Here is a 2,716-nt window from a genome sequence, read left to right as displayed (position 1 = left end):
ACGAGATGGGCCTGCGCTGCGGCATCCGCCGCGGGGCCGGCCGCCGCGGGTACAGCTCGTACAGGGGGGCCGTCGGCGAGACCTTCGAGAACGTGCTCGGGCGCGACTTCAGGGCGGACGGCCCGTGGCAGAAGATGGGCACCGACGTGACCGAGTTCAGGCTCTCCTTCGGCAGGGCCTACCTCGCCCCGGTCTACGACTTCGGCAGCAAGGAGATCGTGGCGTGGTCGGTCTCGGAGCGCCCCGTCCTCGCGCAGCAGGAGGAGATGCTCTCGATGCTCATGGCCGCCAAGCCCGACTGGGCGCGCCCGATCCTGCACTCCGACATGGGCTGGCAGCACCGGCACGGCCTCTACGTCTCCGCGCTGCGCGCCAACGGCTTCACCCAGAGCATATCTCGCAAGGGCAACTGCCTGGACAACGGCGCCACCGAGCAGGTCTTCGGGCACCTGAAGGACGAGTTCTTCCGGGGACGCGACCGGGGCACGTTCGAGGGGTTCAAGGCCGACCTCGAGGCCTACATCCGCCACTGGAACCACGTGAGGCGCCAGGTCGGGCTGAAGGGCCTGACCCCGGTCGAGTTCCGGGAGCAGGCCCTTCAAAAGGCTGCCTAACGGCTATGATTTACCGTGTCCAAGTTTTGGGGCGCAGTTCACAATTCGCAATATCCACCTTTCTGTGGGGAGAGAAATAAACTATACGCACCTTCCACCGTCTACGCCTTTGGAAGGAATAGCTTGAGAATCACGAAGGCGATTATCGATGCGGCAGCGGCCCATCCAACGCACATAAGCGAGCCGAAGACCACCAAAAGCAGCCAATCGAAGAAGCCCAGCGGCTCTGGCGCAGTCAGCACTGATATTATGATGTTCAGGACATTACACGCGACCCAGGAGATACGAATCATATCCGGAAGATTCTCAGTGAACTTCAGCGGTCTTTTCTTTGAGAGGGCTCCCACTAACGCCGCAACCACTGTCGCCACCGCCGCAAGGACAACAAGCTGGATTTTGCTTGTAAGAGAAATCGAGGAAGAACCGAGCAGCGCTGGAAAGAGCACAACGGCACCGACGGGAGTTATCATTGCGAGGGCAATTGCCGGAATTGCTACAACGATACCAGCCCCGCCAGCAGAGACCATGTCTCCCCCTCCCCCGCCTCGATATGTGGAGGCAGGGCTAACCGACGCACCGATCGCCTTGCCGACAACATCAGTGGAGTGACTTCCATCCAGTTCGGCAAGCTCCCCAACGCGGCGTCCTTCGACAGAACGTAGCGTACCATCGGGATCGATCTTCCCAATCTTGGATCCTTTATGGAAAAGCCCCTTGTCCGCCGTCAGGTGCAAGGAACCATCAGAATAGATGTCGATGACCTTCTTTCGGGTAAGTCCGTCGGGAATGTATATGCCGTCCTCCTCGAAGAAGCCAACGACACGATGGCCCCATATACCATCGGGGAAAAGAATCCTTCCATCATCGGAGATTTCGCCTATATCCGTCCCGAAAAAGCCCTTATCGAAATGTATACGACGCGCCATGGCAGCCCTTCAACGTAAAACGCTCTTTATATAACTATTATATTTTTATCCGAACGATATCATCTGGAGCTATCATTTGTAATTAATCTCAAGTGGCCCCGCGATTTGAAATAGAAAGTGGGACCACACATTTCAAGTGCATACTAGGATAATTCAAGATGCATGTAGCCTATTTGCTGCGTATTTTCAACCAGGCCATTGCCCCATTGGTCAAAATGGTGATAGGTGGGGCAGGGTACCTATGAAAGTGCACGCAGCCCCCTGCGCAGTTCGGAAATGAAGAGGAACAGTAAGACGAACGCGAATAACGAGCTTGATAGCGACACACCTTCTGCGAGTTGAACTCGGTGCGGAGGACCGACGACGCAGCCAAATCGTTCGAGTCCTTCCTTTACCGACCGCTCATCAGGGAGCCACATGCTGAGATGCCGAGCAGCAACAGGATCGTCAGGAAGAGAACTGCCCGGTTCAGAGGATATGGCCAATGCAGCTAAAAGTCGTAGCACTGAGCATTTGCCCGTTCGAGTACCTGACATTATCGTGACGGGATACCGGCGGCTCTCGCCCATCGATACCAGATGGGACGCCGCTTCGCCACTTCTCGGCCCCCAGCTTCCGGGGCATGTTGAACTCGCCCATCCCGACCCACGCGGTGCCGTGGACGATTCAGCCCATGATGGCGTCGGCATGGACGCCGCCCCGAACTTCGTGTGCCAGTCCTTCTGGCGGAACTACGTGCAGAAGACCGTCGAGCACGAGCCGTAGCGAACCTCCATGAGCTCCAGCAGGAAGCCCCGGAACAGCTCGTCGGGGCGATCGAGCAGCCACTCGTCGAGCACGAGCACCTGGAAGGCGGCGTACTTGCGCGTGAGCTGGCAGCGTCAAGATTCTTGCGCACTTTCCGACAGCCCCATAGGCCCGCCCTCCGGTGCGGCTACCCTTCCAGCAGGGTCACATCCAGGTAGCGGCGGGAGCCCCACTCGCTCTCAGCCACGTACTTCAGCCTCGCGGTCACGAGCATGAGGGCGCTCCTCCCGTCAGGGAAGGTTCCGACCACGCGGGTTCGCCTGCGGATCTCGCGGTTCAGCCGCTCGATGGCGTTGTTGGTGCGTATGCGCCGCCAGTGCTCGCGGGGGAACCCGGTGACGGGTACCGTCAAGATTCTTGCGCACTTTC

General features: G+C 58.8%; 3 protein-coding genes. 1 reads left to right on the top strand and 2 read right to left on the bottom strand.

The genetic code is table 11. The features are described from left to right. Positions 1-614 (top strand): IS3 family transposase (locus tag PHA29_RS10375; RefSeq protein WP_270849559.1); only part of this gene is annotated, 614 nt, incomplete at its 5' end. A gap of 101 nt (positions 615-715) precedes the next feature. On the opposite strand, the gene PHA29_RS10370 is transcribed toward PHA29_RS10375, so the two are convergent. Further along, positions 716-1,540: a hypothetical protein gene (locus tag PHA29_RS10370; protein ID WP_270849557.1), complete on the bottom strand. Its 825-nt coding sequence runs from the start codon at positions 1,538-1,540 to the stop codon at positions 716-718. Positions 1,541-2,474: 934 nt separating this feature from the next. Further along, positions 2,475-2,716: transposase (locus PHA29_RS10365; RefSeq protein WP_270849556.1), on the bottom strand; the 242-nt coding region annotated here is incomplete at its 5' end.

The organism is Candidatus Collinsella stercoripullorum, from assembly GCF_027669965.1.
GTDB classification, from domain to species: domain Bacteria; phylum Actinomycetota; class Coriobacteriia; order Coriobacteriales; family Coriobacteriaceae; genus Collinsella; species Collinsella stercoripullorum.
The sequence above is the reverse complement of the archived record's forward strand: the minus strand, read 5'-3'. Positions and strand labels throughout refer to the sequence as shown.

Coding starts and splice junctions, on each gene's coding strand:
- PHA29_RS10370 (WP_270849557.1), bottom strand. CDS start 1,540: ATGGCGCGTCGTATACATTTCGATAAGGGCTTTTTCGGGACGGATATA.